The organism is Nostoc sp. KVJ3, from assembly GCF_026127265.1.
GTDB lineage: Bacteria > Cyanobacteriota > Cyanobacteriia > Cyanobacteriales > Nostocaceae > Nostoc.
The window spans coordinates 2,078,488-2,105,400 of record NZ_WWFG01000001.1 but is presented as its reverse complement, the minus strand read 5'-3'; the positions used below and the strand labels follow the sequence as shown (position 1 = coordinate 2,105,400).

The 26,913-nt window shown below is 41.7% G+C and carries 27 protein-coding genes; 15 read left to right on the top strand and 12 right to left on the bottom strand.

Annotated features, from left to right (window positions below; translation table 11 throughout):
- Positions 1–166: 166 nt before the first annotated feature.
- Entirely contained in the window at positions 167–811 is a 645-nt protein-coding gene (locus tag GTQ43_RS08380) for a DUF3318 domain-containing protein (RefSeq protein ID WP_265272197.1), read from the bottom strand.
- Between the two features lie 77 nt (positions 812–888).
- A complete protein-coding gene (locus tag GTQ43_RS08375; RefSeq protein ID WP_265272196.1) occupies positions 889–1,446 on the bottom strand; it encodes a hypothetical protein in 558 nt (185 codons plus the stop codon).
- 122 nt (positions 1,447–1,568) lie between these two features.
- Between GTQ43_RS08375 and GTQ43_RS08370 the strand changes: the two genes are divergently transcribed.
- The gene (locus GTQ43_RS08370) at positions 1,569–1,715 is read left to right on the top strand and encodes a hypothetical protein (RefSeq protein ID WP_265272195.1); all 147 of its coding nucleotides are present in this window, start codon (positions 1,569–1,571) and stop codon (positions 1,713–1,715) included.
- A 165-nt stretch (positions 1,716–1,880) separates the two neighbouring features.
- Here the strand turns inward: GTQ43_RS08370 and GTQ43_RS08365 are convergent, their stop codons facing one another.
- Positions 1,881–2,675, bottom strand: coding sequence for a methyltransferase domain-containing protein (locus GTQ43_RS08365; RefSeq protein ID WP_265272194.1), 795 nt, complete (start codon positions 2,673–2,675; stop codon positions 1,881–1,883).
- 103 nt (positions 2,676–2,778) lie between these two features.
- On the opposite strand from GTQ43_RS08365, the gene GTQ43_RS08360 reads away from it, so the two are divergent.
- Positions 2,779–3,663 carry a LysR family transcriptional regulator gene (locus GTQ43_RS08360; RefSeq protein WP_265272193.1) on the top strand — a complete coding sequence of 295 codons (885 nt, stop codon included), beginning with the start codon at positions 2,779–2,781 and terminating at the stop codon, positions 3,661–3,663.
- 4 nt (positions 3,664–3,667) lie between these two features.
- Here GTQ43_RS08360 and GTQ43_RS08355 read toward each other — a convergent pair whose 3' ends face one another.
- The gene (locus GTQ43_RS08355) at positions 3,668–4,294 is read right to left on the bottom strand and encodes a retropepsin-like domain-containing protein (RefSeq protein WP_265272192.1); all 627 of its coding nucleotides are present in this window, start codon (positions 4,292–4,294) and stop codon (positions 3,668–3,670) included.
- Positions 4,295–4,742: 448 nt separating this feature from the next.
- Between GTQ43_RS08355 and GTQ43_RS08350 the strand changes: the two genes are divergently transcribed.
- The 8 genes from GTQ43_RS08350 to GTQ43_RS08315 all read left to right on the top strand — a co-directional run bounded on the left by GTQ43_RS08350 (position 4,743) and on the right by GTQ43_RS08315 (position 13,259).
- Positions 4,743–6,017 (top strand): hypothetical protein, encoded by a 1,275-nt coding sequence (locus GTQ43_RS08350; protein WP_265272191.1) that lies wholly within the window; start codon positions 4,743–4,745, stop codon positions 6,015–6,017.
- Between the two features lie 249 nt (positions 6,018–6,266).
- Positions 6,267–7,841, top strand: coding sequence for a CPBP family intramembrane glutamic endopeptidase (locus GTQ43_RS08345; RefSeq protein WP_265272190.1), 1,575 nt, complete (start codon positions 6,267–6,269; stop codon positions 7,839–7,841).
- A 489-nt stretch (positions 7,842–8,330) separates the two neighbouring features.
- The gene (locus tag GTQ43_RS08340; protein WP_265272189.1) at positions 8,331–8,606 is read left to right on the top strand and encodes a TM2 domain-containing protein; all 276 of its coding nucleotides are present in this window, start codon (positions 8,331–8,333) and stop codon (positions 8,604–8,606) included.
- A 238-nt stretch (positions 8,607–8,844) separates the two neighbouring features.
- Positions 8,845–9,111, top strand: a complete 267-nt coding sequence (locus tag GTQ43_RS08335) for a TM2 domain-containing protein (protein ID WP_265272188.1) — start codon at positions 8,845–8,847, stop codon at positions 9,109–9,111.
- A gap of 47 nt (positions 9,112–9,158) precedes the next feature.
- Positions 9,159–9,635 (top strand): DUF2752 domain-containing protein, encoded by a 477-nt coding sequence (locus GTQ43_RS08330; protein ID WP_265272187.1) that lies wholly within the window; start codon positions 9,159–9,161, stop codon positions 9,633–9,635.
- An 89-nt stretch (positions 9,636–9,724) separates the two neighbouring features.
- Positions 9,725–9,904, top strand: coding sequence for a hypothetical protein (locus GTQ43_RS08325; RefSeq protein WP_265272186.1), 180 nt, complete (start codon positions 9,725–9,727; stop codon positions 9,902–9,904).
- Positions 9,905–10,039: 135 nt separating this feature from the next.
- On the top strand, positions 10,040–12,517 hold the full coding sequence (locus GTQ43_RS08320; RefSeq protein WP_265272185.1) for a heavy metal translocating P-type ATPase: 2,478 nt from the start codon (positions 10,040–10,042) through the stop codon (positions 12,515–12,517).
- 244 nt (positions 12,518–12,761) lie between these two features.
- Positions 12,762–13,259, top strand: a complete 498-nt coding sequence (locus tag GTQ43_RS08315) for an FHA domain-containing protein (protein ID WP_265272184.1) — start codon at positions 12,762–12,764, stop codon at positions 13,257–13,259.
- Between the two features lie 517 nt (positions 13,260–13,776).
- Here GTQ43_RS08315 and GTQ43_RS08310 read toward each other — a convergent pair.
- Positions 13,777–14,124 (bottom strand): hypothetical protein, encoded by a 348-nt coding sequence (locus tag GTQ43_RS08310; RefSeq protein WP_265272183.1) that lies wholly within the window; start codon positions 14,122–14,124, stop codon positions 13,777–13,779.
- 252 nt (positions 14,125–14,376) lie between these two features.
- Here GTQ43_RS08310 and GTQ43_RS08305 point away from each other — a divergent pair, with 252 nt between their 5' ends.
- The gene (locus tag GTQ43_RS08305) at positions 14,377–15,342 is read left to right on the top strand and encodes a TIGR01777 family oxidoreductase (protein ID WP_265272182.1); all 966 of its coding nucleotides are present in this window, start codon (positions 14,377–14,379) and stop codon (positions 15,340–15,342) included.
- Positions 15,343–15,413: 71 nt separating this feature from the next.
- On the opposite strand, the gene GTQ43_RS08300 is transcribed toward GTQ43_RS08305, so the two are convergent.
- From GTQ43_RS08300 to GTQ43_RS08290, 3 genes are all read right to left on the bottom strand, one after another.
- Positions 15,414–15,659 carry a hypothetical protein gene (locus GTQ43_RS08300; RefSeq protein WP_265273706.1) on the bottom strand — a complete coding sequence of 82 codons (246 nt, stop codon included), beginning with the start codon at positions 15,657–15,659 and terminating at the stop codon, positions 15,414–15,416.
- A 154-nt stretch (positions 15,660–15,813) separates the two neighbouring features.
- Positions 15,814–16,236 (bottom strand): tetratricopeptide repeat protein, encoded by a 423-nt coding sequence (locus tag GTQ43_RS08295; RefSeq protein ID WP_265272181.1) that lies wholly within the window; start codon positions 16,234–16,236, stop codon positions 15,814–15,816.
- A 120-nt stretch (positions 16,237–16,356) separates the two neighbouring features.
- Positions 16,357–16,713 (bottom strand): iron-sulfur cluster assembly accessory protein, encoded by a 357-nt coding sequence (locus tag GTQ43_RS08290; protein WP_012407303.1) that lies wholly within the window; start codon positions 16,711–16,713, stop codon positions 16,357–16,359.
- A 320-nt stretch (positions 16,714–17,033) separates the two neighbouring features.
- Here GTQ43_RS08290 and GTQ43_RS08285 point away from each other — a divergent pair, with 320 nt between their 5' ends.
- The 4 genes from GTQ43_RS08285 to GTQ43_RS08270 all read left to right on the top strand — a co-directional run bounded on the left by GTQ43_RS08285 (position 17,034) and on the right by GTQ43_RS08270 (position 22,954).
- Positions 17,034–18,671 carry a DUF6930 domain-containing protein gene (locus GTQ43_RS08285; RefSeq protein WP_265272180.1) on the top strand — a complete coding sequence of 546 codons (1,638 nt, stop codon included), beginning with the start codon at positions 17,034–17,036 and terminating at the stop codon, positions 18,669–18,671.
- Positions 18,672–20,574: 1,903 nt separating this feature from the next.
- A complete protein-coding gene (locus tag GTQ43_RS08280) occupies positions 20,575–20,751 on the top strand; it encodes a CopG family transcriptional regulator (protein ID WP_265272179.1) in 177 nt (58 codons plus the stop codon).
- 274 nt (positions 20,752–21,025) lie between these two features.
- On the top strand, positions 21,026–22,465 hold the full coding sequence (gene zds, locus GTQ43_RS08275) for a 9,9'-di-cis-zeta-carotene desaturase (protein WP_265272178.1): 1,440 nt from the start codon (positions 21,026–21,028) through the stop codon (positions 22,463–22,465).
- A gap of 42 nt (positions 22,466–22,507) precedes the next feature.
- Positions 22,508–22,954: an SRPBCC family protein gene (locus GTQ43_RS08270; RefSeq protein WP_265272177.1), complete on the top strand. Its 447-nt coding sequence runs from the start codon at positions 22,508–22,510 to the stop codon at positions 22,952–22,954.
- A 200-nt stretch (positions 22,955–23,154) separates the two neighbouring features.
- Here GTQ43_RS08270 and GTQ43_RS08265 read toward each other — a convergent pair whose 3' ends face one another.
- The 4 genes from GTQ43_RS08265 to GTQ43_RS08250 all read right to left on the bottom strand — a co-directional run bounded on the left by GTQ43_RS08265 (position 23,155) and on the right by GTQ43_RS08250 (position 26,881).
- A complete protein-coding gene (locus GTQ43_RS08265) occupies positions 23,155–23,391 on the bottom strand; it encodes a 2Fe-2S iron-sulfur cluster-binding protein (RefSeq protein ID WP_069073076.1) in 237 nt (78 codons plus the stop codon).
- A gap of 37 nt (positions 23,392–23,428) precedes the next feature.
- On the bottom strand, positions 23,429–24,913 hold the full coding sequence (gene cobQ, locus GTQ43_RS08260) for a cobyric acid synthase CobQ (RefSeq protein WP_265272176.1): 1,485 nt from the start codon (positions 24,911–24,913) through the stop codon (positions 23,429–23,431).
- A 184-nt stretch (positions 24,914–25,097) separates the two neighbouring features.
- Complete coding sequence (locus tag GTQ43_RS08255) at positions 25,098–25,502, bottom strand: Npun_F0494 family protein (RefSeq protein ID WP_265272175.1); 405 nt, start codon at positions 25,500–25,502, stop codon at positions 25,098–25,100.
- Between the two features lie 152 nt (positions 25,503–25,654).
- Entirely contained in the window at positions 25,655–26,881 is a 1,227-nt protein-coding gene (locus GTQ43_RS08250) for an RNA-guided endonuclease InsQ/TnpB family protein (protein WP_265272174.1), read from the bottom strand.
- Positions 26,882–26,913: the final 32 nt, after the last annotated feature.

Below are 26,913 nucleotides of genomic sequence, written 5' to 3'. Positions count from 1 at the left end.
CCTCAGTAGGCATTTCCAGTCGAAGGCAGAGTGAGGAATAAGGAAGGAGGAGTTTGAGGTTTGGATTTCACTCATAATTTCTAACTCCTAAATCCTAATAATGTACAGACGCGATTAATCGTGTCTCTCCTATACAGACGTGATGAATCGCGTCTCTCCTAACTAATTAGAAGCCGCCTTCATCTGGAGTTTTGGATTTAGCTTTTGCTTTATTGGCACTACGTTTGAGGGCAGAGAGTCTTGCTTCGTATTTCGACCTTTGGCGCTTGCTAGGAGTATTGTCAATCAGGGTTTTTAAGGCACTACCAAGACTCTTGTAGGCATTGGGGAGGCTATAACCAAAACGAGTTGCCAAAGCGATCGCTTTCTCATCAGCATTGAGCAATTCTCTTAGTTGCTTTTCCCCGCTATTTTTTTGATACAGCCGCCAGCCTGACACGCCACACAGCGACAAAGCTAACACCAGCAGCAATCCATCTTGTACCCACAATTCGCCGACAGCACCACCTAAACCGATGGCTAATGCTGCCATTTCCCAACCATCTTTAGGAATTGTGTCATTTTGAACGCGAGCAACTTCATGCCAGAACAGCAGATTACGCTGATCCATTGCGAGGGCATCCCATTTCACCAAGTCAATTTGAATTTCTACCTGGTCTTTACCAATTTCTTCGCAGCGAACCAGGGGTGGATTGACCTCAGTTGTGCCTTCAACCGTGACCCAGCTCTGTAATTCTGGCGGTAGTAAGCCTTTCAACCGCCGTAGTTCACTCATTTCCGCTTTGGCAGAGGAGGTTGCATAGGATGTCATAATATCCAGCCCCAGAAAATTTCAGTATATAGTGAGGGTATCACTTTGGAGTATAGCTATTTAAGTGATGATCCGTCTCACTCGCTGGGAAAACTTCCTCGTTTTTTTCGCGCCTCCATTGCCTTTTCTAACAAATCTAGTAATCCTGGCGCTTCTTCCTGGATACTGAGTAACAGTCTTTCCCCAAGTTCTATATTCCCCGGATCGAGACCTGTTGCCATCACTTCTTTTAGGCGAGGTATTGCTATACCATCCACAATCTGAATTAACCCACTCAGACAACGGTGAAATTGCTTTTCTGTAAGAATCGAGTCTTCTAAAGGAAACTCAATAATGGCACGAATTTCACCATCAGATGGGTCATACTCCCATTGCAACATTTTGGTTTCCCAGGAAATGGCAAGCATCGTCTGTAGAATAACTCCCTTGTGAGGGTGGTCTTGAATTCCTGATAGAACTTGGGGGGCAAATACCCGAAAAAATTTCCCCTCTTCATCCAACTGGACAACTATCAGAAAATCTTCTAGGTTATCAGCTTCTACACCTGTTATAATCCGGTCTTCTTCATCATCAAAACGGTAGTCCCAACCAAGGTTGTCTAAATAGTTGGCAATCTGTTTGAGGTTAGCTCCCATAAAAGCCTCATAAGGAACGTGGAGCAGCTGTTACCAGACCTAGTTTAACCTGCTAGGGGTTGTTGTTTAGGTTGGTGTGGCTACTTCCGATCGCATCAAAGTATGCAATTAGGGCCTGGGGCATGGCGCATTGGGCATGGAGCATTGAAGAGATGGGAGAAACAGATTTTCATCCTGGGCTGTGGATGATATTTTCTGGAGTTATTTTGCTGATTGACGAACCCACCTCAGCTTTAAATCCAGAAAAGTTTTTGTCACAAATTCTCTAGAAAATCTTGGATTAAGAGTGTTCCAAAAAATAAATGATCCAAAACCCTTCGTTGCGAACGCTCGTGGAGCGTCTCGTAGAGAAGCGAAGCAAATCCCAAGGGCTGCGATTGCTTCGCTTCGCTCGCAATGACTATTGAGCATTTTTTTACTTGGAGTACTCTAATCTAATTTTTGTATCCTACAACTTCACACCAAGCTTGAGCAAAAAATCCATCTGGATGCTGACTCCATTCTCGCAAACCATTACTCATTGCTGTAAGCGATCGCTCATCAGTCCAACCTTTCTCCACAGCTTGATCTTCCTTTGCAGAAGCCTTGATTCGCTCCCCTAAATATTCTGCGATCGCACTCAGTGGTTTATAACATTCATAAGATGCCCAAACCTTGATATTGCTAAACCCAGTTTCTCGCAGCAAAGCACGTAACTCTCTACCTACATAAGGATTACCATTATTCTGCTCATGGAGCCATTTGTAATAAGTAATTGCCTTGTCCATTTCTGGTATAGTAGGCGTAATTAGACATCCACCCCAGTCAGGGCTACGAAGACCGACAATCCCTCCCGGTTTCAAAATTCGCCGAAGTTCGCCCAACGCTTGCACAGGTTCTTGCAGATGCTCAAATAGCGCATGAGAAAAGATTGCGTCAAAGGAATTATCTGGGAATGGCAGAGAATATATATTCCCTTCCAGAAAATTAGTATTACTAACACCTTGGCTGAAACTACTTTCAGCAGCTATTCGGATTTGAGATATTTCTCGATCGATACCTGTAAGCATACCAGGAGCGATCGCTTTTGCTAAACCTAAAGCGATCGTCCCAGGGCCACAACCACAATCTAGTAAATTCATCCCTGGACGTAAATAAGGCTTGAAAAATGCACCATGACTATCTAAGGTGCGTTTTGCCATGAAATTCATCGCATTACTCGAATAGCCTGGAGTATACTTTTCCGGCATAGCTTTGACTCCCTACGATATCTGTATAAGTATGATATTTAGGTATTTTTGAGATGTCCAATATATATTTATAGAGAATTGAAACTTATAAAATATCAAAAAAATGGAATTGCGACATCTGCGCTATTTTATTGCTGTCGCTGAAGAACTGCACTTTACTAAAGCCGCCGAGCGATTGCATATCGCTCAACCGCCCTTAAGCCAACAAATTCAGCAATTAGAGGCGCAATTGGGAGTAGAACTCTTTCACCGCAAAACCAAGCGACAGGTACAGCTAACCCAAGCTGGACAAGTATTTTTGCAAGAAGCTTATCAACTTTTAGCTCAACTCCAAAAAGCAATTGAGCTAACCCAAAAAATCGGCAGAGGTGAGAAGGGACAACTGCGAATCGGATTTACTAGCTTAGTAACCTACGATTTGCTTCCTGTAATTTTGCGGCAATTTCGAGAACAGTTTCCAGAAGTAGAGTTGATTTTGCAAGAATTAACTACAACTCAGCAAGAACAAGCGCTACAAGAACGCCGCATTCACGTAGGCTTTGCTCATCCACCGTTAGAAGAGAACGCACTCAATCAAGAGTGCATTCAACAAGAAGCGCTAATTGTGGCTATGTTGGAAACTCATCCCTTAGCTGAACAAGAAAAGATTTCAGTGCGATCGCTAGTCAACGAAAACTTTATCATGTTCCCTCGCTATTTAGGCCCCGGACTTTACGACCAAATTGTGAGTCTTTGTCAGCAAGGAAATTTCAGCCCAAAAGTTACGCAAGAAGCGATTCAGATGCAGACAATTATCGGTTTGGTTTCAGCCGGAATGGGAATTGCGATCGCGCCGTCTTCATTGCAAAATCTTCAGAGGGCTGGTGTAGTGTATCGTGCTGTAGAGGAGAAAACACCATTAGTAGAAACGGCTATAGTCTGGCGGGAAGAAGATATGACACCTGTACTAAGGGAATTTCTGCAAGTTGTCAGGGGTATCTGTGGTTAACTAATTAACTATCTCTACGCCATGTAAAAATAATTTGTTCCTCAGCTTGTCTAAACTCAATATTAAACTTATCAAATACAACTTCTCTTCCTAGAAGTAATTGCTCTCCACCTGTATTAGTTTGTAACCATGCTACAGGGGCAATAAAATTGTGTTCATCAATTGTCAGTTCAAAATTACGTAAAACATACTCAACTCTACCACCTATGGTTTCTGCTAATAATGTTGATTCTGCATCAGCCAAAGCATAGCCTAAATCTTGACCGACTTTAAAAGAAATTAAACTTAATTCAGCACCAGAGTCTACTAACATTATTGTCGAAACTTCTATATCTCTGTGCTTCAGTTTTACATGATAATTTGGTTGCCAGTCATGCCGAGCAACTGTACGAAAGCGAATTGGGAGAATTTGGATAGAAGCAGTGCGACGTGGAACTAAGTAAATTACAAATGGCTGTTCTGAAGCATCTGCCAATTCTAGAACTTCATGCAAGTTTTCACCATGAGCGATTAAGCCATTAGGATTATAAGCAACATATTGATTTTTATATAAATCTAATAACATTTGACGATTCTGGTTTAACCACTTCAGCATTTGCTGACTTTCATCGGGAGAGGGTGTTTTATTCATAGATTTTTGTGTTTATGTTCTACATAAATGTAAAACCTGGTCATTGCTGTTAATTGAAATAAAAAAATTACCACCATATTTTAACTGTATCTGACTGAGATGAGATTTTAGCGATCGCTCTCTCATCTACGTTTTGTTCAATCCTCTGGAGGATGCCAACCCACAAGTACCCAATAACTGCGAACTTCCAGTGCATCTGCATCATCACTCAATGCCAGGATTTCAGGGAGTTGAAGGGTCACAATTTCAGTGATTTTCTACCAGTTTGTCTTTTACTTATGATTGTATCTGCGATCGCTCTTCATCTTCACCTTAAAAAGTGCGGCTATTACACAAACTACAACTCAATTTGGGAATACTGACTAAAGCGCAGGTATTTGCTGTGGAGAATCGAAGCAACTGGCTACCAGACATCACACGGCTGAAATTTAGCAACTAGGAGAAAATTATGAGTTTACCAGTGACAGTAACCTTTATGCTTGCTGATTGGATTGCCAAAGGATTGGCAGATGGAAGTTTTGAAAGGGTAGGGGGTGTTATCAGAGATGTAGGGACAAAACAAGTCGTTAGTTGGTTACGTGAGCAGGGATCAAATACTTCCCAAGTACCAACGTTAACTGATACCCCTAACAATTTATTCAACCTTTTTTTCTCAAGTGCAAATCTTGTTGCTTCAGGGGCTAATGCGGCTGTGACAGGAAAAGGATTAGCTGATGTTAATCAGCGTTTAGGTGGGATTGAAAATCAGTTAGGTAAGCTTGGGCAAAGTGTGCAAATCACTCAAGGAATTTTGCAGGTAGCTAGTGCAGTCAGTATACTTAACCTTGGTGTCTCAGTTATCGGCTTTGCTGTAATAGCACAACGGCTTAAGGAATTAGAAAAACGCTTACAAGAAGCACAAAAACTGTTAAATAAGATTAACCGTAAAATCGACCTTAGTTTCTATGCTAATTTTCGTGCTGCAATCGAATTAGCAACTAATGCCTTTACAATGACCAAAACTGAAAATCGTAGAAGCAGTGCCCTACAAGCTATTAACCGCTTTTTAGAAGCAGAGCATATTTACACTCAATATACGGATATCGAACTTGAACAAAAAAGCCAAATTGCTGATGAATATCTGCTGACTTTATCTTTAGCCTATCTAGCTGAAGCACGCTGCTATTTAGAATTAGAAGAACATGATACAGCATTTCGTCGCTTCCAAGAAGGGTCAATAGTTATTCGTTCTCGTATTCAGAAATATGTTGATATTCTCCTAACCTCTAATCCCGCAGCATACTTAGATCCTGAGTTAAAAGGTCAGATTGATTTGCGAAGATTAACCCGAATTTACCAATGGATTGATCCAGCTTTTGATGAAAATGCTGTATTTGAGCTTCAGCGTAAAAATCTGTTTAAGATAGCTAAAGATCCTCAAAAATGGTTAGATGCAATACCAGCAGCAATTTTAACTCCTGTTGAGGTTGAAGGTGGTTGGTTTGGCCCAAGTCACGATGATTTAAAACAAGAAGCGTACAAACGTCTTCCCCAAGTATTTGAAGTAATGGAATCTATGATTGAAACCAATCGCCGTTTTGAATCTTACCAAACAGAAGTACAGGCAATATCCCAATTAGGAATCAGCTTTCATGACTGGCTTAAATTAACTCCATCCAGAGAAATTAAACCAGATGGTGCAGAATTGATGTATATCATTCCATCGAAACCTTTAGATTTATAACCTTCCATCTGAATTAACGCTTCTCTACAAGACGCTGTGCGAGCCAACGCGCACAGTTACATTCCACAGCGAGCCTAGCTTCCTTCCCCGGAGGGGGTACGCTTCATTGGCAATCACAATCTATAATTTTACGCCTAAGCAAATTCATCGCAAACCTATAATATTGATGATATCTATCCACCTCTGACTTTTTATTGCGATAATTCCCAAGGGGGACGCGCTCTCCACTGGTTAGTTAAAGGGGGATAGATGACACTCAAGCGGTTAATTTTAATTTTTATACTGACACCGATCGCAGTTCTGTTGGCAATTTCGTCTTTGTTCAGTAGTTGGCAAGAACCTCAGTTCCAAAGTCGCCTGGAACTGTACCAAACCAATATTGCTCTCCAAGCCTCAGCTTGGCAATCAGAAGATAGTGGTGATGACAATCTTCAGTCGATTCGGGAAGCGATCCTTGGCGATCAACCCTTGGAAAGCTCCACAAAGCAGTATGAGGAGGCGCGTCAATCAGTCGAAGCGAATTTGGACAAAGTTAACAGCAAACTTGCACAATTACGCTCTCAACCTGAAATAACTCCCACAATTCCGAAACCCCTACCTGATGTACCTCTCACTACTAAAACCTCTAAACAGGGAGAGAAACAGTTACAGCAGTCTCTCAAGCAATTACAAAAATTACTGGCTGAATTAGACTTGCGTCTAGGAATTTTACAAGCACAGCAAGGACAAACGGATACTGCTCTCAAAACTTGGAGCGAATTACAACAACGCTCAAATATCAATCCAGAATTTGGGGAAACCGCCTCTGTATTGAGTGGACTGTGGAGCAATCCTCCCCGTCTGCTGCAAAATGCTCAAGAACGAATTCAAAAGAATTTAGAAGGTTGGTTTCGCTCCAATGCTTTGGTTAAGTTATACCAACTCCAGCAACGAGAAGACGCTTTATCAGCAGTTAAAGCTGCACAACAAGAATCTGCGGCTCAAGCGGTGGTGAAATTAGCAGTTATTGGCACTATTCCCACTTTGGCAGCTTTAATTGGTCTAATACTGCTAATTTTATTATTTGCTCAACGCTTGTTGAAAGGAAAAGCCTCGCTACTAGCTCAAAATGCTGATGTCCTTTGGTCAACGCCTTGGGATGGTGAAACGATTTTGCAGGTTTTTGTCGTCGGCTTTTTCTTCATGGGGCAAATTTTTGTGCCTTTAGCCCTATCGCTGCTCCCTATCCCGCGTCCTGTTGCTGATGTGCGATTTCAGGCTTTTTATGTTTTGCTTAGTTACTTACTGGTAGCATCAGGCGCGTTGTTAGTGCTGTATTTCTCTCTCAAGCGCTTTTTTCCCTTACCAGAATTTTGGTTTCGCTTCCGTTTTCAAGAGAACTGGTTTTTGTGGGGACTAGGAGGCTATTGCACCGCTTTACCGATAGTTGTGGTGGTATCTTTGATTAATCAACAGCTATGGCAAGGACAGGGTGGTAGTAACCCTCTGTTGCAACTAGCCCTAGAAAGCCAAGATGGTGTAGCACTTGGTATATTTTTCTCCACAGCCGCGATCGCAGCTCCATTTTTTGAAGAAATTCTCTTTCGTGGCTTTTTGTTACCCTCTCTAACTCGTTACTTACCTGTGTGGGGAGCAATTCTAATCAGTAGTTTGTTGTTTGCGATCGCTCACCTCAGTTTGTCAGAAATTCTTCCTCTCACTGCGTTAGGGATTGTCTTAGGGGTCGTTTACACGCGATCGCGCAACCTTCTTGCTCCTATGCTCCTCCATAGCCTCTGGAATAGCGGTACATTATTAAGTCTATTTATTTTAGGTAGCAATTGACACTAAGGTAGTACTATTGCTAAAAACTAAAATATTTGCTTTTATCTCCATAGTAAGAACAACTTACTAGCATTTATTTTCATCCGGGTGATTTTAGCCAGCAGATGATCTTGTGATTGGTGCGATCGGAAAAAAATCCGGAAATAATACTGATGGACTTGTAAAAAGTGGTGTAGCAGTTATTGCTGATTCTTGAGGTTCATTCTTCTCAGGATAAATGTCTTACCTAAAAATCTGCACAACTGCCGCATCAGGGTTTGCGATGTCAAATCCCCAAAAATTCATTAAGGAACGTCAGGTTTTCAGGCTATGCCACAAGACATCTTAGCGTTCCTTCTGGAATAGAAGCACGCTAATTTTGATCATTGTCTTGGGGCTTACTTGGACTGAAAAATTAAAAATCTATTTATTAAGCAAGTAAATGTATTTGCTTTCATTACAATAAAGACTTTATTTTTATACCTTACTTATCAAGGAGCGACACTTAATATGGCAAATCTCAACCCCAGTCACCCGATCAAACAACTTTTAGCTGGTTACTGTGGCATTATCCTTGGAGCATTTGGGGTTCATAAATTTATTCTAGGATACGCTTCACAAGGTTTTATCATGTTGGTAATTTCTGTAGTCGGGGGTTCTTTCACCTACGGCATTGCCTTGTTAATTATGGTACTTGTAGGTTTGATTGAAGGCATGATCTATTTGAATAAGTCCCCTGAAGAATTTGTCAACACCTACTTTGTGAATAAGCAAGGCTGGTTCTAAAAACTTATATTTTATACTTGGGTTCCTCTGTGAAGTTATATATCTTGAGTGTATTTTTGAATATAATCAGTAAAATATTATACTCTTGACTTTGCCTACTGTAACACTAAGTTTTGATTTACCTTTTGAATTGGTTAAAATTTGACAATTTATTACTAATGAGAGATATGCAGGTGCTAAGTAAGAATAATTACATTAAGATTGGGGATGTTATTTATAGTTGAGGAGTATTCTCATAGTGTCTAATGTTAACCCCAGTGATCCTAGCAGCAAAAAAATTGCAGCTGGTATCTGCGCTATTTTGTTAGGAGCATTAGGTATTCACAAGTTTATTCTTGGTTACACTACCGAAGGTCTGATCATGCTGCTTGTTACCATACTTACATGTGGTTTTGGTGGGGCAGTCATGGGGATTGTCGGATTGGTTGAAGGTATAATTTACTTAACCAAGACTGATGAAGAATTCCTCAATACTTACATCGTCGAGAAGAAAGGCTGGTTTTGATTGCCTTTATCTAAAATTTTTTTGCCGTTTTAATTTAATGTGCATTGGTGTTTGAATTATCTCCTTATCCTTTGTCATCCCACGGGAAATTAGTTCGCTGGGGTTTACTAGGATTCTCCTGTACACCCCTACTTGGGACTTATTTTTATCACCAAGGTTATAGAGTTGGATTCTTAGTTTGCCCAATCCGATGTTTGACTGGAATTCCATGTCCAACTTGTGGGATGACTCGCTCTTTTATGGCTATTGCTCAAGGAAATTTGATTAAAGCAGTAGCAGAACATTTATTCGGCCCACTTTTATTTGCTAGTTTTGTGATTGTAACAGTTCATATTACCCTGGAACTATTGATAAAACGTCGAGTTACAGCATTTTATTGTCATGTAGTAAAACAAAGAAAATTACAGATTATAGGGTCATTTGCAGTTTTTATCTACTATATTTTCCGGTTGTATAAGCTAGCACAAACTGGAGAAATGTATTTTTATTTTATGAATTCTCCCTTGGGTAAACTTCTTTTTTGATTAACTATTAATTAAATTGATTGTGTATTCTATACAGATTGATACGTATAACTAAATATTTTTCCTAAAAAACTCTGAATCCTACTGCTATGCTAACCATCAAACGTAAACAACTGATCTGGATGCTCTTCTTGTTGTTAGGCTTTGGCTATTTCACCGCTATGTCTAATTTGGAAATTCACAATTTTTGGAGAAGCCTGATTGTCCTCATGCCTATGCAAGTTGGAGCGATTATTTATGTAACTTATTTACGCTGGAGCCGTCAGTGACCCTTAACAAAGTACGATAAATTAAGAAATTTAATAGGGTTGACATACAGTCGTAGTTCCATATTTCGCCTACGCTCAAATTAGAGACGCTTTTATTCAGGCGTTGAATTTCTGTAGCGAATCTAAACACAAGCCATGCAACTTGTCCCAAAAACTAACCCAGCCCCAGAACTTGACCCAATCCTAGAGAAAATTATTCTCGATGTTGGGGGCATGAAGTGTGCGGGGTGTGTGAACGCAGTAGAACGACAGTTAACCCAACATCCAGGAGTCAAAAGCGCCTGTGTAAACCTGGCCACAGAGGTAGCAGTTGTAGAATCAGAAACTGGTGCGGTAGATGCAGATGCACTAGCACAGCGATTAACAGCCGTTGGATTCCCAACTCAACCCCGAAAAGCTAGTAGCACAGTCGCAGGTGAGGTATCTACCTTACCAGACCAAGCAGAACGACAGCGCCGAGAAATGCGGTCTTCTCTAAGGCAGTTAGCGATCGCAGCAATCTTGCTATTATTATCGGCAAGTGGACATTTTGGTAATCTTGGTAGCTCAGTGCTGCCAATGCTAAATAACATCTGGTTCCACTGTGGATTGGCGACAGTAGCGCTATTAATTCCCGGTCGCCCGATTTTGGTAGATGGCTGGCTGGGCTGGCAGCGAAATGCGCCTAACATGAACACCCTAATCGGATTAGGAACACTGACAGCCTACATTGCTAGTTTAGTCGCGCTACTTTTTCCGCAAATGGGTTGGGAGTGCTTTTTTGACGAACCAGTGATGATGCTGGGCTTTATTCTGTTAGGAAGAACATTAGAACAACAAGCTAGAGGTCGCGCAGCTGCTGCATTTCGGAAATTGCTAGCACTTCAGCCACAGGTAGCGCGATTGATTGCCAATCCAGAAAAAGGTGGAGTGGGATCTTCTAGTGTAGAGATTCCCGCCGAACAGGTGCGGGTTGGTGAATGGTTACAAGTGCTGCCAGGTGATAAAATCCCTGTCGATGGTGAAGTGGTGGTTGGTCAAACAACCGTTGATGAATCCATGTTGACTGGGGAAGCCGTACCAGTAATTAAGCAACCCGGAGATATGGTGACAGCAGGGACAATAAACCAGTCAGGAGCGATCGCAATTCAGACAACTCGGACTGGAAGTGATACAACTCTAGCTCAAATTGTCACCTTAGTAGAAGCCGCCCAAACTCGGAAAGCCCCAGTACAGAAATTAGCGGATACAGTCGCTGGTTACTTTACCTACGGGGTACTAACAGCATCTGTATTAACATTTGTTTTTTGGTACTTTTTTGGCACTCATATCTGGACTGATATCACCATGTCTGGTGATATAGAAATGATGGGTCACGCTCACAACTCTATACAGACGCGATTAATTAGTTTAAAACTAGCAATCGCAGTTATGGTAGTTGCCTGTCCCTGTGCTTTAGGACTTGCCACACCAACAGCTATCCTTGTCGGGACTGCTATGGGCGCAGAACGAGGTCTGTTAATCAAAGGCGGCGACGTTTTAGAAAAAGTACACCTGTTAGACACCGTAGTATTTGATAAAACTGGCACTCTCACCACAGGTAATCCCATTGTTACCGATTGCCTGTTAATTTCAGAAATGGGTACTGGGGATGAGGGAATGGGGAAGAATGACAATGCCCAATCCCTAATACAACTCGCAGCAGCCGTAGAAATCGGTACTCACCACCCCCTAGCAAAAGCAATTCAGCAAGAAGCACAGCGACAACAGTTATCTATTCCAAAGGCTGTGGACTTTCACACTGAACCAGGACTAGGAGTATCTGCTGTGGTAGAAGACAAAGTTGTACTTCTGGGTAACTGGGACTGGTTGAGTTGGCACGGAATTGTCATTAGCGAAACTGCACAACAGTTAGCACAGGATTTAGCAACAGATGGTAAAACAGTCGTTTGCATGGCAATTGGTGGGACTTTAGCCGGACTAATTGCTGTTTCTGATCCCCTCAGAGCAGATGCCCAATCGACTGTAGACAAATTGCGTCAGATGGGCTTACGGGTAATGTTGCTCAGTGGCGATCGCCCAGAAGCAGCTAATGCCATAGCCAAACAATTAGGATTAGATAGCGCTGATGTAATTGCAGGTGTCCCTCCAGCTAAAAAAGCGGCTGCAATACAATCTCTTCAGTTAGGAGGGATAAGGGGACAAGGGGGACAAGGAGACAAGGAGACAAAGAAAACTCCTAACTCCTCACTCAGTACTCAGCACTCAATTGTCGCAATGGTAGGAGATGGAATCAATGATGCTCCAGCTTTATCCCAAGCAGATGTCGGAATTGCTTTACACTCAGGGACAGATGTGGCTATGGAAACTGCTGAAATTATCCTAATGCGCGATCGCTTAAACGATGTCGTCGAATCGATTCAGCTTAGTCGCGCCACCTTCAACAAAATCCGCCAAAATTTATTCTGGGCTTTTGCATATAATACAGTTGGCATTCCTTTAGCTGCGGGTGTTTTGTTCCCTAGTCTGGGTTTTGTCCTTAACCCATCTGGTGCTGCTGCATTAATGGCTTTTAGCTCTGTTAGTGTTGTTACAAACTCAATATTATTACGGCGATTAACTCATCACCCTTAGAATACTTTTTTGCACGGAAAATTTCCTAGCACAGATCTTGTTTATCAAAAGAGAATTCAGGAGTCAGAATAGGCTAAACGCCACGCTACCGCTAACAGAATTGAATTCTGACCGAAAAAGCAGATACTTAGTCGGCAAGCCTCTTGATTCTGAATTCTGAATTCTTCTTTAATTCCATCTTTCAATGTATTATGCAATTTTAAAGCTTATTTAGATCAGCACCACAGACTGACGGTGCGCGAAAATGGCAAAATCCGATACTAAACAACTTTTGATCAATTACAGTTCCACCGATTTGTCAATGGCAGCAGAAACCAATGAAAACCATCTACTGATTATTGAAGACGATCAAGGTCGCAAAGAATTTTCTCTAGAGCAACCCGTCTACTCTATTGGTAGAGACCGCGAATGTAATATCCGTTTGATGTCGCAGTTTGTCTCCCGCCGCCATGCCACATTAGTGAGATTGCCACGAGAGCATAATAGTCAAAGCTACTATTACCGAATTGTAGATGGCGATGCCAGAGGTAAGCCTAGTTCCAACGGTTTGATGATTAATGGACGAAAGATACCAGCCCACGATCTCAGAAATGAAGACGAGATCGTTTTTGGGCCTCAAGTACGTGCCATTTATTACCTTTTAAGAAACACTCAGCGTTTGGGACAAACAGATTCGAGCGAGTACGACATTACATTAATAAACCCCGGTATGGCCGAGGATTTAGAAGATATTGGAGATTGAATTCCAGCTACCAATCTCAGTTTGACGCTCTCACGGCTGAAAGTTGTGGGATTGTCAATTCAATCACCAAATCTAATTCAGGAGTGGTGAGTGCTGAGTGGTGAGTAACCAAGAGAGATAAATCTAGAGGATTGAAGTAAGGACGCATTAAATATACGCTACACATCTCGAAATAAATATTTATTTCTTTTTCCATGACTTTTAAGCAGTTGCTTTCCCTACGGGACGCTGCGCGAACAGACCTTCTGAAATGAAGTGCGATTATTACTTTTTTTACTCTAAGCCAAGTTACAGGCTAAAGGCCCCGCTATTCGCGTACAGCACTCAGCACTGTTTCGGTAAGTCGGCGAAAAAAATTCCATGTATATTAAGAAATATAAATTGTTCGTAGGGTGTGTTATCCCGTAGGCTAACGCACCTTGAATTGTTGACGGTGCAACGCTTGGCGACAACGCAACACGCTGGCTCCCCTACATTGAATTTCCTAACATAGTTTGAAATATTAGCGCCGACTTACTTATCCTGCAAGACTTTCAATCAAATGCCAATGGCGGCTATTTTCAATAGCCTGTTTGATGAATTCAAACATTTGTCGGCAGTAATTATCTAATTGAAGTGGTAGTTCTTCATTTTTAATCACAATACTCATTTTGGTTTCTGTTTCGGTAGATTTTGATTTATCAATCAGTACTTCTACTGTGATTAATTTAGGAAAAGGAACATTGCCAGGAACTTGACGGGCGATAATGTAATCGCCTGTATGGTATTGAATATCCAACTGACAGTCCTGTAGAAGTTCTACAAGTAACGGCAGCAGATGGTCACTAGGAACAGAAACAATAAACGAACAGGTATAGCGAGCCATAATAGCCCCACGCCTTGCAACACTCCGTCCATCCTATAATACCGAAGCATCTAAACGGAAAGTCATTCAAAAAGCAAAGTTTTTGAGTTTTGAGATTAGACATTACCAGATATACAGTCACCGAAACAGTGCTGAGTGCTGTACGCGAATAGCGGGGCGTTTAACCCGTAACGAGTGCTAAGTAAAAAAGTAATAAGACTAAAAGTTCGATCAAAAACTTTACAATAAAGGTTTGGCTGAGGTAAAAAATGAATGAAAGTAGCAATTACTGGAGCAACAGGATTTGTCGGTAGTCTTTTGGTACAACGACTTCACGAAAAAGGTCATAAAATAGTAGTACTAACTCGGAACACCACCTTTGCTCAAAAGGTTTTCCCATCTGAGGCTTTCTCAAATCTAGAAATTGTTGCCTATACACCAAATAAATCTGGTTCTTGGCAAAGTGTCATTGCTAATTGTGATGGCGTAGTTAATCTGGCAGGAGAACCCATTGGTGAAGGACGCTGGACGCCAGAACGCAAACAAGAAATCCTCAATAGCCGAAAGTTAGGTACACAAAAAATAGTTGAAGCAATAGTCAACGCTAACCCCAAGACGGCAGTCGCTACAACGGGGGGAACCCCCACAACGCGCGGTCTCCCAACTGTGTTAATTAACGCTTCGGCTATTGGCTACTACGGTACCAGTGAAACGGCAACCTTTGATGAAACAAGCCTATCTGGTAACGATTTTCTCGCTCAAGTCTGCCAAGCTTGGGAAGCAGAAGCAAGAAAGGTAAAAGATGCTGGTGTACGGCTGGTAATTCTGCGTTTTGGGATTGTTCTAGGCAATGGTGGTGCTTTGGGTAAAATGATTCCGCCTTTCAAACTCTTTGCTGGTGGCCCCATTGGTAGTGGTAGGCAGTGGTTCTCATGGATTCATGTAGAAGATTTAGTTAGCCTGATTCTGCAAGCTTTAACTAAACCGGAAATTGAAGGTGTATACAATGCTACTGCCCCTAATGCAGTCCGAATGGCAGATTTAAGCCAAGCTTTGGGACAAGTGATGAATCGCCCTTCTTGGTTGCCTGTTCCTGGGTTTGCGATCGAAGCTCTTTTAGGAGACGGGGCTATAGTTGTTTTAGAAGGCCAGCAAGTCCTGCCCAAGCGTACCATAGAAACAGGCTTTGAGTATAAATACCCTAATTTACAGTCAGCACTTAGACAAATTCTTAATTAGAAGGGAGTGGGGAGTGGGGAGGAGAATAACTAATGCCCAAATGCCCAAATGCCCAATGCCCAATTCTCCATTTATTGACTAGAGAGAAATTTTTTGGAAACCCAACTGATAATACCACTGAGAATAGCACCACCCATAAGGATACCGATCGCTGGATTAAACAAGGGCTGCCAGAGTTGATGCCACAAATCTAAACCCAGGTCTAACCCTACAGAATCACCGATCGCAGCGATCGCTAACCACACAAAACCAAACAAAACCAAAAAAACATCCGCAACTAAAACTGTGTTTAGCCAATTTAACAATTTATCTTTCATGATTTGGAATGGGGAACGGGGCATTGGGCATTGGGCATTGGGCATTGGGAATTAGGAATTGGGAATTGGGAATTGGGAATTGGGAATTTGGTTATTAATTCTTCTTCCCCTACTCCCTGATCTCCCCCTGCTCCCACTCCCTACTCCCCACTCCCTATTCCTCAAACAACCAATTTTTAACTTTTTTCAAACTCTGCCAATCTGGTTTTCTACTTAAACCGTCTTCAATACTATTTTTTATTTCATCTTGCCACTCTTCATTGACAAAAATTAGCTGCTGTGCTATGTCAATATGTTCCCGTAAACCTTTTTGACCTGTTTCAAGCATTGCCAAAGCGAGATTTACTCTAGCCTGTGGGTCTTGTGGGTTTAACTTAACTGCCTTCTGTGCAGCTTTGTAAGCCAAGTTGGGTTTGTTATCGAGTAGATATAACCACGCCAAACAGATCCAAGCAGCACTCGTTTTCGGAGCGCGATCGCACACTTCTTTAAAGACAGGGATTAAAGAATCTACTGCAACTCCTGCTTTATAGCGTTCTAAACCTGTATCAAACAGGGATTCAACTGTATTAGTCATTGGTCATTAGTCATTGGTCATTGGTCATTGGTCATTAGCCATTGGTCATTAGTCATTAGTCATTAGGCAATTGCAAATGATAAACGACAAATGACAAGGGACAAATGACAACTGACAATATTACACCCCAAAGGACTTGCCGCAACCGCAAGTTTGGTTAGCATTGGGGTTAGTGAATTGAAAGCCACCGCCAATCATGGCATCGCTGTAATCGAGCATTAAACCGTAGAGATATAAAAGACTCTTGCGATCGCTGACAATTTTGAAGCCATCATAGTCAAAAACTTCATCCTGCGGGGTGATCTTGCTAGTATCTTCAAAGTCCATCATGTAAGACATCCCAGAACAGCCACCCTGACGGACTCCTACCCGTAAGCAGAAGTCTGTACCTTGCTTGTCCCGGAGGGATTTTACCTGGTGCAATGCGGCTTCGCTCAACAGGATTCCGCGTTGTTGAGACTGAATTGCTTGTGTCATCTGCTTTTTAACTCCTTTATTAGTCTCATATCTACCCGATATTGGCTTGTTAATGCCTCTGGGTTGCCATTGGTGTTTTTGTATTTATTCTAACGGCTTAGATGTCTTTAGATGCCAAATTGTAAACACTCCGTTAAAAGCAGCCAAAGATTTTTATTCTAGAATTGAGAGATTCAGTGTGTTTAGAGATTCGGTATGTTTGGAGTTCAAGTATGGCAAGTCTGAGAAGCAACTATCAGGTGCAGCCATAAAAACCTAATCCGAGGCTAGCTATTTCCCAAAGTTTACTGCCAAATTGCTTCTTTTGATTAACTTACTCTATGACAAGTTTTAATCGCTCTACCAGTCGTCGCTTGAAGAAATTAACGCAAATTCCTTCTGTATGGGAGGGCGATCGCCGTCCGTTGTCATCACCAAACCAGCACTCAGACTCCCAGGAAAAGGGAGAATGCATTCTTTGGGTAGATTATTCCCAAGGTGTTGTCCGAGGAATGGACGTGGTAGCTTCAGATGTTGGCCCAGAAGCAATAGTTCGTACCTTGATGCGAGCAATGGAACATCCCCACAGTCCGGCGAGACCTGCCAGACCCCAAAGAATTGTAGTCAAAGACCGCGAGATCCAATTTTACCTGCGAGGGGTGCTGCAAGATTTGGATATCGCCATCGACTACGCACCAGAACTACCTTTAATTGACGAACTGTTCCGCGGGTTTGCTGACATCCTCGATAGTCAAACCCCCGACTTACCCCCACAGTACGCACAAATTTTGCGAGAGAAAGCATTTGCAATTTGGCAAGCAGCGCCTTGGGAATTTTTGGAAGAACAACAGATTTTGTCAATCGAGATTAATAAGTGGGATGTTGGTACACTCTACGCCTCAGTCATGGGAATGCTGGGAATGGAGTATGGGATTTTGTTTTATCGCTCAGAAGAGTCTTTAAAACAGTTTCGTACCGAGGTTTTACAAGATGAAGAATCAACGGAACATCTAGAAGAAGCTTTCCTCAAGCAAGATTGCCTCTTTCTCACCTTTGAGAGTGCTGATGAAGACGAAGACGAAGACGAAGAAAGTGATTTGGCGGATCTGCCATCATCAGAAATTGACCCAACTTTTGGTAATATCCACCCCTTAGAAGGATTACGGTCTGTTTTGTATGACGAAGAAGCACTGGTAATCTTCGTTGCGATCGAAAGCCTGATCCGCTTCATTCGCGATCACCGTCGCCATTTGCATGAGGATATTTTTCCTCCCCTCAGCCGTCGCTATCGTATTTCTCTACCGCAGTCAGAAGAATCAACTAAATCTGTGGCTGTGACAGTCTCTACCATGCCAGAGTTAGCAGCAGAATTAGAAGAAATGGCAGGCTTTGGTGACGATGAGGAGGAAATTGACAATCTTGACTCCCCGAATTTCCAATCATTGCAAGATGACTTGATACCGGAAGACTCTTTCCTCAGCTTAGGTGTAGTGTCCTGGGAAATGCTGGAATACCTTCGTAAGGGGGTAACTTATCATAAAGCTGGTGAAATCAAACAAGTGGGTGACGGTTTACCGGTGATTTTAATTCAAACTTCTCGGCCCAAGGCGAAGATTGTAATTGAAAGAATTGAAGCAGCAAGCGGACTGAGAGCGATTTGCTTTAATCCAGGTGCCGATCCTTTCGATGGCGATCGCTACGACCTCGGTTTATTACAAACTGAAAATGGTGAATTGTTCCTATTCGGTGAATTTTTAGATCAAGATCCAATTCATGTAGAAGCCCGAAAAAAATGGAATCAACGCTGTAAAAATACTAAGGGCTACTGTGGCTTAATCATTGCTAAAGGACTAACGGGAGCCTCTCGTGGCAATCCTCAGTTACGGGATATGATGGCTTTGTTTGAAACGCGATCGCTTTCACCGAAAGATTTAGGTATTGGTACTCTCCAACTCATGCCCCAACTTAAATTTGAATAGTTGCATTAATGGCCGTAATCCTGAATGTCAGATTACGGCTATAGGAATCATATTTGATTTTTGAACCAAATTAGGTATTGTAGCGGAGCCAGTGCGTTGCGGTGAATACATCGCTGTAGGCGGGTTTCCTAACCTAGGCGACTGGTGAACCCGAAGGGAGGTTCCCTCCGTTGTAGAAACTGGCGTTCGTTGTGTTAGAACGTAGTTCGTAACGCACCATTATCAAGGGTTTGGTGTCGTACTCTCCGCGATAACACCCTACGTATTTTTCAAAAATCAAATAGTAGTCCTATAGCTTAAGGATTTTTAGTATTGATTTTAAGTTCGTAGAGACGTTGCAATATATTGCAATGTATCTATTAACCCAAGGGTATGAGGCTAAGGAAGAGGTTCTTCCAGAATGACTCAATTGTGTTCTAAGCTTTCTGCCTTCTTCAACCATCTACGTACCTCTCAGGTTAGGGCCCCTTATTATCCACATTTGCAGAAGCTAACTTCACCTAAATTTCATGAAGTATCTATATTCTCATATTTTTCTAGTAATTTCATTTGGAAATTTACCAGTATAAATCAGTACAAAATAGTAGACAATTATTTACGAAGTCCGTTTAATCAAACCTAGCCGATGTACTTCAATATCAGAATCTTTTCTTTAACAAGTTTTTGAGCTTAGGATATTGTTATATATCAATATCATTAAGCAAAAGCTGAACTCATATATCTTTCTTTGTAATTTTTTTATAAAGTGCAAAAATGAGCTTATTTAGTGACTGAATAAAGTTTATTTAAAGCGCAGAGATAATGGCTATAATGAATACACCCAAAAAAACATTAAAATACAAAACCATTTTTATGGGCAATCTATATAGTTAACAATACTTGCATCTAATTTTTTCGCAGTAATTTTTCTCTTTATTTGAGATCCACAAAATTGTTCTTCCTCAGAATTTTTAGCGCATTCGTTGGCTAAAAAGTAATTTGTATAGCCTCAAACTAGATGAATACCATTAGTGAAAAAAAATCACTGAGTTAAAGCAAATTATATCGGAAGGAGGAAGAGAAAATATATCTAAGATTTCATCATGTCTTTACGAGTAATTGACCTAAAAAAATGAAACAAAACTAAAATATTATTATCAGGAACAATCAAGTAACATCATATCTATTTTGGCTTAATTTATCTGTGTGTAATTACAGATAGCATGGTTAAATTTCACTAAAATTCTTGGCTATTTATACCCAGGAAACTGAGTCTTGTGCCTTTGTTTGTGACTATAAGATTATCACGGGTAAGCAATTAGCTTAATGGCGGTAAGCAAAGGTTCTTAACCTTCAAGCAACTCTTAGCTTATTGTTTACAGCTATGGGTGCAGATGGATATTTGCTCTAAAGTGATCGCCTATTTGCCTAATTTTAAGTGAGTGATTACAGCCTATAATCCTACTACAAACTGCGATTAAGCCAATATTTCAGAGTTATTCAGCCCGATAATAATCCTAAAACTCTGTTTTCAGATGTTGTACCGCATTTTCTCTCCAAGTGAGTTTAGCGAACTTCCTTAAGAGAGAAGATCAAATCCTTTCTATGGAGAATAACTTTGGAAATCTTGATTGAGTCAATACTATGTCTCTCAAATTCATTTATAAAATTTATTTGTCAGGCTTTACTGATGATGTTAATAGGGTTATTATCCTCAAAAGGAACTATGTGCTGTTTTTGCTGTCAAAGTAGTAACAAATAAAGTGTAGTTTTTTGAATTCTTTAGAAAATGATGAATCATTTGACAAAACGAGAATTTTTGATACTAATGCTATTACTTGTTTCCTGAGACAAATTCTGATAATCTTATCTTCCCTCTTTAACTTATCACTCTTTCGAGAATCTAATATATACAGCAGATAGCATGATAATGACAAATAAAAAATGGGCCGTTAAACGCATAACAGTTAATCTCGCAACACAGGAAGCGGAGAAACTAGAAAAATATTGCCAACAAACAGGTAGACCTGCAACCGACGTGATTCGCGAACTGATTAGAAGTTTGCCTGTCTCCGACGAAGGTAAAGATGTAAACAAGTAATAACATACTTTCACTACTTACGAGATAACTGCTTTGCCACTAAAAAATAGCTCTGATACTTTTTTGAGTGCGCCGCGATGGACAAGAATTTGTCTAACTGATACAGACGCGAGAAAAACGCGTCTGGTCATTTGTCGGGACTAAAAGAAGTAATCAAAGAGGTTTTAGCATCGACATTGCCCGGACTTGATATGCTGATAGAGTTGATATCAAGTAGCAAATTCCGACACCAACCCAGTTACAATCTGTAAAGAAACTGAAAAGGAACGACGGAATGCGTGTTGCAATCGTAGGTGCGGGACTTGCTGGACTAGCAACCGCAGTAGATTTAGCTGATGCTGGTTGTGAAATAGAGATTTTTGAGTCTCGTCCGTTTGTAGGTGGCAAAGTTGGCAGTTGGGTTGATGGAGATGGCAACCATCTAGAAATGGGTTTACATGTATTTTTCGGGTGCTACTACCAACTATTTGACTTGATGAAGAAAGTGGGCGTGTTAGAAAACTTACGCCTCAAGGAACATACCCACACCTTTATTAATAAAGGGGGACGCACTGGTGGTTTGGATTTTCGCTTTTTTACAGGTGCGCCTTTCAATGGCTTAAAGGCATTTTTCACGACTTCCCAACTATCGTTGCAGGATAAATTGCAAAATGCGATCGCTTTGGGTACTAGTCCGATAGTTCGCGGATTGGTAGACTTTAATGGGGCGATGAAAACTATCCGTAACTTAGATAAAATTAGCTTTGCCGATTGGTTTCGCAGTCACGGTGGGAGTAATGGCAGTATTAAGCGCTTATGGAATCCCATTGCCTACGCATTGGGATTTATTGATTGCGAAAATATGTCTGCCCGTTGTATGTTAACGATATTCCAGTTATTTGCAGTCAGAACTGAAGCTTCAGTTTTACGAATGCTGGAAGGTTCTCCATCTGAATATTTACACAAACCCATTCTGGAATATTTAGAAGCCAGAGGCACTAAAGTTTATACGCGTCGGCAAGTGCGGGAAATTCAATTTACTGAGTCAGGCGAACAAACCTGCGTTACTGGTATAGCAGTTGCTCAAGGTGATGCAGTAGAAACTATCACTGCTGACGCTTACGTTTTTGCCTGTGATGTTCCAGGAATTCAACGTATCTTACCCCAGGAGTGGCGTAAGTGGTCAGAATTTGACAATATTTACAAACTGGATGCAGTACCAGTGGCTACAGTGCAATTACGCTTCGATGGTTGGGTAACAGAACTGAACGATGGAGAACAACGTAAACAGCTTTTGCACGCGGCTGGAATTGATAATTTACTCTACACAGCCGATGCTGACTTTTCTTGTTTTGCCGATTTGGCGTTGACTAGCCCTGCTGATTATTATCGCCCAGGACAGGGGTCATTGTTACAACTGGTGCTGACACCGGGAGATCCGTTTATTACCCAAAGCAATGAAGCGATCGCACAGCATGTCCTCAAGCAAGTTCACGAACTGTTTCCCTCGTCGCGGGAGCTAAATATGACTTGGTATAGTGTGGTAAAACTTGCTCAGTCTCTCTACCGAGAAGCGCCAGGGATGGATGCGTACCGTCCCAACCAAAAAACACCAGTAGATAATTTCTTTCTTGCCGGGAGTTATACTCAGCAAGACTACATCGACAGTATGGAAGGTGCTACTATTTCTGGACGGCGGGCGGCAAAAGTGATTTTGGAAAGTTTGAAGAGATAACGAACCGCAAAGGGCGCAAAGAGCGCAAAGGAAGAAGTAGAGATGTCAGACTGGTTAGAGCATACTGTGCAGGTAGAAGTAGAGGCTCCCATAGATTTAGTATGGAGTCTCTGGTCTGATTTGGAGCAAATGCCCCTGTGGATGAAGTGGATTGATTCTGTGAAAATTCCACCAGATAATCCAGATATATCTCTTTGGAAACTTCGTGCTGGTGGCGGTCTGGAATTTACCTGGAAATCCCGAATTCTCAAAGTTATCCCAAACCAAATTATCCAATGGGAATCGATTGATGGTTTGCCGAATCAGGGAGCAATTCGCTTTTACGATCGCCACAATAGTAGCATTGTCAAAATGAGTATTTCCTACGCTATCCCCGGCATTATTGGCAAAATTATGGATAACTTATTTTTAGGACGGATAGTTGAATCGACAATTCAAGCTGATTTAGAAAGGTTTAAAGAATACGCGCTGAATGTTAAAGCTAATTGATATAGAGGAATCCGGTTTGATTTCTGAAAATATATGTAGGGTGTGATCGCGGAGAGTACGGCACCAAACCCCTGATAATGGTGCGTTACGAACTCCGTTCTAACACACTCTACAATACCTAATTTTGTTCAAAAATCAAAAGGATAATCATCATTAATATTGCCATAGCATACCAATCATTCTCAATGACAGGGGCGACATTACCAAGTAGGATCGCTAAACAAATTAATCGTCAATTCTTCGCGTGGCGGGACTGCGGTGATACAAGCGCGGATGATTTCTCCATCCTCTAATTCGACGGTGCAAGCGTGACAAGACCCCATTAGACAACCGGTGGGAATAAATACCCCAGCCCGGTCTGCTACATCTAAAAGGGCTTCTCCCACTTCGGCATCTACTGTGACATCATCTGGTAAAAAGCGGACGCGAACAATCATTAATAATTCGTATTGAAATTTCCGATCAGAGCCTAGCTTAAGACAAAAATGGAGTTAAGTCTAAATGACTTTCGACTTCAGTGGCTAGGGAGTCCAAAATCTGCTCTCGCTGTTCTCGGTAGTTAGCAACACCTGTGGGCAAAGATTTTAAACCGCGCTGTTGACGGAGGCGATTTAACCAAGCGCGTCGCCAAGGGCCGTTGTCAAAAAGCCCGTGGAGGTAACTTCCCCAAACTGATTGACAACTATCTACTAATCCTAAATTAATATCGTCAAATAGGGCATGGTAGGATTGAGGGTCTATTCCTTGCTGTTCGATGCGCGATCGCCCTTGGTGGATTTCAAAGCCATTGACTGGCAAACCCTGTTGTGGGTAATTTGAGCTAACTTGGCGCTGGCGGGCGATTTTTTGTCCGGTAATTACGGTTCTAATTGGTAAAAGATTTAACCCCTGAAATCTGCCAGCTTGTCCTTCTATGCCTTCAGGATCGGCGATGATTTGACCGAGCATCTGATAGCCACCGCAGATACCTAAAACCGTTCCCCCAGAGGCAGCATAGTGTTGAATAGCTTCTGCCATACCACTTTTTTGCAACAATAGCAAATCAGCAATCGTGGTCTTTGTGCCTGGGATAATTACGGCATCAGGATGTCCTAAATCTTGTTTAGGACTGAGGTATTTTACTGAAACTGTGCTTTCTGATTCTAGTGGATCAAAGTCGGTGAAATTGGCAATCCTGGGTAAGCGGATGACAGCAATATTGAGGTCTGTTTGGGCTTTACTTGACGACGATTGACGCTCTAGTAAATCAAGGGAGTCTTCTGCCGGAAACACTTCTTGTAAGTAGGGGATAACACCGACAACAGGAATACCTGTGCGTTCTTCTAACCATTTTATCCCCGAATCTAGGAGCGATCGCTGTCCTCGAAATTTGTTAATTACTACACCCTTAATTAGAGCGCGTTCATCGGGTTCTAATAACTCTAAGGTTCCAACGACATGGGCAAAAGCACCACCCCGATCGATATCAACAACTAACATCGTTGGTGCATTCAAATATTTTGCCACCCGCATATTAGTTAAATCGCGGTGCTTGAGGTTAATCTCTGCTGGGCTACCAGCCCCTTCGCAAACCAGTAAGTCAAATTCTGTTCCTAAATGCTGTAGCGATTCTTCAATTGTCCGCCATCCCAGTTCAAAATATTGCTCGTAGTAATCTGAGGCACTTACTTTCCCTACAGACCTACCTTTAATTATTACTTGAGAAGTCATATCCCCTTGAGGTTTGAGTAAAATTGGATTCATTTCTACCCAAGGTACGACTCCCGCAGCCCAAGCCTGTACTGCTTGGGCATAGCCAATTTCTCCACCACTGGCAGTAACATAAGCATTTAAAGCCATATTTTGACCTTTAAAGGGAGCCACCCGCCAACCACGCCGCGACAGAATACGACAAATAGCTGTAGTTAAAAGTGATTTCCCTGCATGTGATGTTGTCCCCACCACCATAATTGATTTCATAGTTGCTATTTATTAGTTAGTTTTTCAAGATACTTGAGAATTGGGAACTTGTACTTCGGCTTCGCTCAGTACAAGTTCCCAATTCCCAATTACCACCACATTGTAAAGACTTCATGAACAGATGTGATGTTTCCGTATATATTATTCCCTTTGATTGCCTAATCCTAACTATTGGGTTTTTCTTCTAAAAGGGTATTCGCAACCAACGAATCACAGCATCGAATAAACGATCGCGCCATGAAGGTGTCCGCCAATTTTTTCCCTGATATTTTTCCACTAACTGACGACCCAAGGGAGTAAGGCGAAAACTATCTGTAATCCCCTGACCATCCACTTCTCGACGCAATACACCTACTTGAATCAGCCAGCCCAAGGCGTTGTCACAGGCTAATTCTGATAAAGGGCGCTTAGTATAGCCCTGCTTGAGTCCATTGTCTAAGGCGATCGCGGTTAATGAAACACTCTGGTGTCCCATGACTTCAAATAAAGATAAATTGAAAGGCGAACACACTAGCGATCGCTCGGCTCTTTCTACTGTATTTTGAGGATAGACAAAAATATTTGGGTTTTGGGAATCAGCAGCAGCCATTGTGTACGGGGAGAAATTTTTCTTCTAAAAAAGATTAATTCAAGAATATATTTTTTTTGTACTGTATACCTCATTTAACCAAAATTAGTTACCTAAAGTATAGTTATGCTATTTTTTAGCAATTATATTTAATCATTTTGACACTCCCCCGTTTATAAAACGGGGGATTCTTGGTTCGCTGACTCGCCGTTAGACAGCAGGCTTGCGCCAACTGCCCAAGAGGGCAAATCTCCCCAAGCGTAAGTTCCCGTATGCCCTACGGTACTGAGTCCTAATCTCAAAATGTTGATGCTGGCGTTGATGTCCCTATCTTCCACATAGTTGCAATGTGGGCAAACATGAGTTCTTGTAGATAGAGACTTCTTGACCTTCTTCCCACAATTAGAACAGTTTTGACTCGTATTATGTGGAGGAACAGCAACAGTTACCTTCCCATATTTGTACCCAAAATATTCTAACCATTGACGGAAGGTTGACCACCCAGCATCAGATATTGATTTAGCTAGATGTCGGTTTTTTACCATGTTCTTCACACTTAAGTCTTCATAGGCTACCAAATCATTAGATTGGATGACGGAGTGTGCAACACGCTTGCAGTACTCTTTTCGCTGCCTACTTACTCTTAAATGCTTCCTCGCATACCTAACTCTAGCTTTGTAGTAGTTGGATGATTGCCTAGTTTTGGCAATATCCCGTTCCGCACTGAACTTCTTGGACTTCTTGCGGTTGACTCGGTTTAACTGCTTCTCAGATTTACGGTAGAATTGGGGTGATGGTTCAACCGAACCTTTACTATCGGCAATGAAATACTTTAACCCTAAGTCAATACCGACTACCTGTAAGGTAGGTTGAGTTTCAACCTTAATGTCAACATCGACAGCAAATTGAGCATAATACCCGTCGGCACGACGTAATAATCGGACGCGCTTAATCTGTTTGATGTTGTAATGATTAAGATCATAAGTTCCCTTTAGCTTAAGAGTTCCTATCCCTTTTTTGTCTCTAAAAGTAATCGCCTTCCTGTTCTCTGAGAGTGCCCATCCAGAAGTCTTGTATTCAACTGAACGGCAATTCTTTTTAAACTTTGGAAACCCCTTTTTACCCTTGATTTTTTTCTTGCACTTATCGTAAAATCGAGCTATTGCTGACCAAGCACGTTCTGCCGCAGATTGTCGAGCCATTGAATTTAGTTCGTCTGCAAAGGGAAATTCGGCAGCAAGTACAGCACAATATTTATTGAGGTCGTATTTACTCAACCCTTTGACATCCATCCATTGTCTTAAACACTTGTTTTGGATGAACTGAGATGTGCGAATAGCGTCATTTATTGCACGATATTGCTTATCCTTTCCCTTGACTTTGAACTCGTAAATTATCACGATTGCTCGACCAAGCAAACACTATATTACGC

Coding starts and splice junctions, on each gene's coding strand:
- zds (WP_265272178.1), top strand. CDS start 21,026: ATGCGTGTTGCAATCGTAGGTGCGGGACTTGCTGGACTAGCAACCGCA.
- GTQ43_RS08350 (WP_265272191.1), top strand. CDS start 4,743: ATGAGTTTACCAGTGACAGTAACCTTTATGCTTGCTGATTGGATTGCC.
- GTQ43_RS08340 (WP_265272189.1), top strand. CDS start 8,331: ATGGCAAATCTCAACCCCAGTCACCCGATCAAACAACTTTTAGCTGGT.
- GTQ43_RS08270 (WP_265272177.1), top strand. CDS start 22,508: ATGTCAGACTGGTTAGAGCATACTGTGCAGGTAGAAGTAGAGGCTCCC.
- GTQ43_RS08300 (WP_265273706.1), bottom strand. CDS start 15,659: ATGAAAGATAAATTGTTAAATTGGCTAAACACAGTTTTAGTTGCGGAT.
- GTQ43_RS08355 (WP_265272192.1), bottom strand. CDS start 4,294: ATGAATAAAACACCCTCTCCCGATGAAAGTCAGCAAATGCTGAAGTGG.
- GTQ43_RS08365 (WP_265272194.1), bottom strand. CDS start 2,675: ATGCCGGAAAAGTATACTCCAGGCTATTCGAGTAATGCGATGAATTTC.
- GTQ43_RS08290 (WP_012407303.1), bottom strand. CDS start 16,713: ATGACACAAGCAATTCAGTCTCAACAACGCGGAATCCTGTTGAGCGAA.
- GTQ43_RS08315 (WP_265272184.1), top strand. CDS start 12,762: ATGGCAAAATCCGATACTAAACAACTTTTGATCAATTACAGTTCCACC.
- GTQ43_RS08375 (WP_265272196.1), bottom strand. CDS start 1,446: ATGGGAGCTAACCTCAAACAGATTGCCAACTATTTAGACAACCTTGGT.
- GTQ43_RS08305 (WP_265272182.1), top strand. CDS start 14,377: ATGAAAGTAGCAATTACTGGAGCAACAGGATTTGTCGGTAGTCTTTTG.
- GTQ43_RS08380 (WP_265272197.1), bottom strand. CDS start 811: ATGACATCCTATGCAACCTCCTCTGCCAAAGCGGAAATGAGTGAACTA.
- GTQ43_RS08370 (WP_265272195.1), top strand. CDS start 1,569: ATGGCGCATTGGGCATGGAGCATTGAAGAGATGGGAGAAACAGATTTT.
- GTQ43_RS08280 (WP_265272179.1), top strand. CDS start 20,575: ATGATAATGACAAATAAAAAATGGGCCGTTAAACGCATAACAGTTAAT.
- GTQ43_RS08310 (WP_265272183.1), bottom strand. CDS start 14,124: ATGGCTCGCTATACCTGTTCGTTTATTGTTTCTGTTCCTAGTGACCAT.
- GTQ43_RS08265 (WP_069073076.1), bottom strand. CDS start 23,391: ATGATTGTTCGCGTCCGCTTTTTACCAGATGATGTCACAGTAGATGCC.
- GTQ43_RS08255 (WP_265272175.1), bottom strand. CDS start 25,502: ATGGCTGCTGCTGATTCCCAAAACCCAAATATTTTTGTCTATCCTCAA.
- cobQ (WP_265272176.1), bottom strand. CDS start 24,913: ATGAAATCAATTATGGTGGTGGGGACAACATCACATGCAGGGAAATCA.
- GTQ43_RS08325 (WP_265272186.1), top strand. CDS start 9,725: ATGCTAACCATCAAACGTAAACAACTGATCTGGATGCTCTTCTTGTTG.
- GTQ43_RS08285 (WP_265272180.1), top strand. CDS start 17,034: ATGACAAGTTTTAATCGCTCTACCAGTCGTCGCTTGAAGAAATTAACG.
- GTQ43_RS08345 (WP_265272190.1), top strand. CDS start 6,267: ATGACACTCAAGCGGTTAATTTTAATTTTTATACTGACACCGATCGCA.
- GTQ43_RS08295 (WP_265272181.1), bottom strand. CDS start 16,236: ATGACTAATACAGTTGAATCCCTGTTTGATACAGGTTTAGAACGCTAT.
- GTQ43_RS08360 (WP_265272193.1), top strand. CDS start 2,779: ATGGAATTGCGACATCTGCGCTATTTTATTGCTGTCGCTGAAGAACTG.
- GTQ43_RS08320 (WP_265272185.1), top strand. CDS start 10,040: ATGCAACTTGTCCCAAAAACTAACCCAGCCCCAGAACTTGACCCAATC.